Genomic DNA, 2433 nt, shown 5'->3' on the forward strand with positions numbered 1-2433 from the left:
AAATACAGCCAATCGCACGTTTTCATCTTTTCGCACAATTGGGCGAAAGGCCGCTTCACGTTTTCAAGCGCCTTCCGCAGCTGCACCGACCTGACAGTGCGATCGTGAACGCTCACACCAGCATAGGTATGAAGATATTCATCTCGGCTATTTTCTAAAAGATTGATGCTATCAAGAAGCTCTTCGCGCTGCTGACGATTCATCCCTAACCCGCTTTTTTAAAAAACGCGCACAAGATAACTTTTTTTAACGCGCTTCAGGGATTATTTTTCGTACAACATTATTCCTTAATGCTTAACTAAAGATTACAAACGCTAAAGCGGCAAGCCTTTTTCGAATTCGGCCAAAAATGCACGTCCCTGCACCCATTCGCCCAAATTTGAATCGGAATTGATGTGCCCCAGCGCACCCGCGTTAAACAGCTTTGCGCCCCACGCCTCAGCAAAGAACTTCGTGCGCGCGAGCGTCATGTACGGGTCGTTTTCGCTACCCACAATGCAAACGGGTACCGGGAGTTTTTCGGTAGGCATCGGAGCAAAGTTCTTGATGATATCGACTGTGTCGGCATCGGCTGGGGCCACAAGGAAGGCCCCCTTGATATTCGCCGGAAGATTCCCTTGCTGTTTCGCACGCAAAAGCCAAAGAGCCGTTGTCACAACGCCCAAACTGTGTGAAACAAGAATCGTATCGTCCTTCAGCTGGCGGACAGCTTCGTCCAACGTTTGGATCCAGTCCTCTTTTTGCGGCTTATCCCAGCAATGCTGAAAAACGCGACTTGCGCTTGGCAGACTCTTGGTCCAAAAAGTTTGCCAATGACTCGGGCCAGAATTATTCAAACCAGGAACAATTAAGTAGTGCATTCATGAAGTCCTTTTTCTTTCCTACAAAAATAGTATAAAAATAAAGACACCGCTTTACACTTTTTCCATTTTGCCTACTTAACCGCTGCAATCAGGCGCACGGAATCGAACGCCTTCAGGTTTCCCATCAGAAAATACCGCTGCTGTAGCGCATTTTCGCCGAGAAATTCGTCGACCTTGAATCCATATCGCTCAAGTACCTCGAAAACCTCGCGGTCCAAGTAGCCTTCGGCCATGGTTTCGCCGCAATCAGCAACAATTTTTCGCAATTCCTGAACCGAATTCGAATAGGCATCTTTTTGCAGGTAATCAAATACAATCGAAATGCCGGTTGATGCAATCTCTGAAAACTGGCGCACGGTTTCTGCAAAAACAGGAAGCGGAAGGTAATATGAGACACCCAGAATGCTAATAACTGTCGGCTTTTTGCAGTCAAAGCCATTTGCGACAAGTCTTTCGACAATGCTGTCCTTGCTGAAGTCAATCGCCACAAAATGGACATTCTCCGAAACGCTCCACTTGAGTTCGCGAATGCGATTTTTCTTGTAGCTTTGCGTCGGAAGCAAATCCAATTCAAAAACTTCTACATTCGGGTCTTTGTTGCGGAACGAGAACGTGTCTACGCCCGCACCGCAAATTACATATTGAATCTTTCCCGAACGGGCAAGGAGCTTAACGCGATCTTCGGCGAAGCGACTCCTCGAAAGTACAATCGGGAGAAAATATTTCCGGTTGAAATATTCGACCGAATTTTCTGATTCCTGCGGAAACCGCTTTAGAATCAAGCGCGAAACGTTTTCGTACTCTTCGCGACCCATCAGGTCGAACGCTAGAAAATCGTTGAAAACCGTATGGTCCGATTGTAGAGAATGCCAGGCTCGTGCAAATGCGCATAATTTTGCTGTTAAACTTTCCATTGTATTATCCTTTTAAAATTTTAGTTGAGGGCCTTAGCCCATAAGAAAAGCCCGCGAAGGTTAACCTTACACGGGCGACAAAATGAATACCGCAATAAACGCCCGTCAACATCGGCCGTTCTTACAACAAAATCCTACAATCAGAGGCAACATTTTATTTATCCTGTAATCCCTTGAGTCTCTGGGTACGTTCCGCAATCTTTTTACGGTATACGTTGATTTTGGCTATTGCTTCGGAGATGGGAAGTGCAATATCGAAAGCACGCACGTTAAAGCGCGTTAACGCCTGCACCGCCTGCGGGCCAAGCTGCGAGCAGAGAACATAATCCAGATCGGCTAGATTCTTTGCTGCTGAAAACATGGAGGACCGCTCTACATCTCGCTGACCGCAAGCACCATCGCCGCATGTGCCGTCGCAATGCTCCGGCTTAACGCGGACTTCGACTTTTTCAAATTTTCCGCTTTCTTCATCGACTTCGTAGACGTCGAACGCCGCGGCATGCCCAAAGTGAACATTGACATTTTCGCCATCGTTTGTGGCGACTGCAACTCTATATTTAGCCATGAGAGAAAGTCTCCTTTACACGGATACGGTCCATGTAGATTTGCGCACCGACATCGTAAACGCCCGGGACGCCAACGGCATCGGCACGGCA

4 protein-coding genes are annotated in these 2433 nt (G+C 47.4%); all 4 read right to left on the reverse strand.

From position 1 onward, the window contains the following. On the reverse strand, positions 1 to 203 hold a 203-nt coding region (locus tag Q0628_RS12605), incomplete at its 3' end, for a hypothetical protein (protein ID WP_298771495.1). A gap of 111 nt (positions 204 to 314) precedes the next feature. Then, positions 315 to 860, reverse strand: a complete 546-nt coding sequence (locus Q0628_RS12610; RefSeq protein WP_298771497.1) for an alpha/beta hydrolase — start codon at positions 858 to 860, stop codon at positions 315 to 317. 74 nt (positions 861 to 934) lie between these two features. After that, positions 935 to 1777 (reverse strand): class I SAM-dependent methyltransferase, encoded by an 843-nt coding sequence (locus tag Q0628_RS12615; protein ID WP_298771499.1) that lies wholly within the window; start codon positions 1775 to 1777, stop codon positions 935 to 937. 154 nt (positions 1778 to 1931) lie between these two features. Beyond that, a complete protein-coding gene (locus Q0628_RS12620; protein WP_298771501.1) occupies positions 1932 to 2342 on the reverse strand; it encodes a NifB/NifX family molybdenum-iron cluster-binding protein in 411 nt (136 codons plus the stop codon). Positions 2343 to 2433 lie beyond the last annotated feature (91 nt).

Origin of the sequence: uncultured Fibrobacter sp. (assembly GCF_937877005.1) — a bacterium.
GTDB lineage: Bacteria > Fibrobacterota > Fibrobacteria > Fibrobacterales > Fibrobacteraceae > Fibrobacter.

What these genes read in the sequence shown, in the direction of transcription:
- Q0628_RS12610 (WP_298771497.1), bottom strand. Translation starts at nt 860, where the DNA reads ATGCACTACTTAATTGTTCCTGGTTTGAATAATTCTGGCCCGAGTCAT.
- Q0628_RS12615 (WP_298771499.1), bottom strand. Translation starts at nt 1,777, where the DNA reads ATGGAAAGTTTAACAGCAAAATTATGCGCATTTGCACGAGCCTGGCAT.
- Q0628_RS12620 (WP_298771501.1), bottom strand. Translation starts at nt 2,342, where the DNA reads ATGGCTAAATATAGAGTTGCAGTCGCCACAAACGATGGCGAAAATGTC.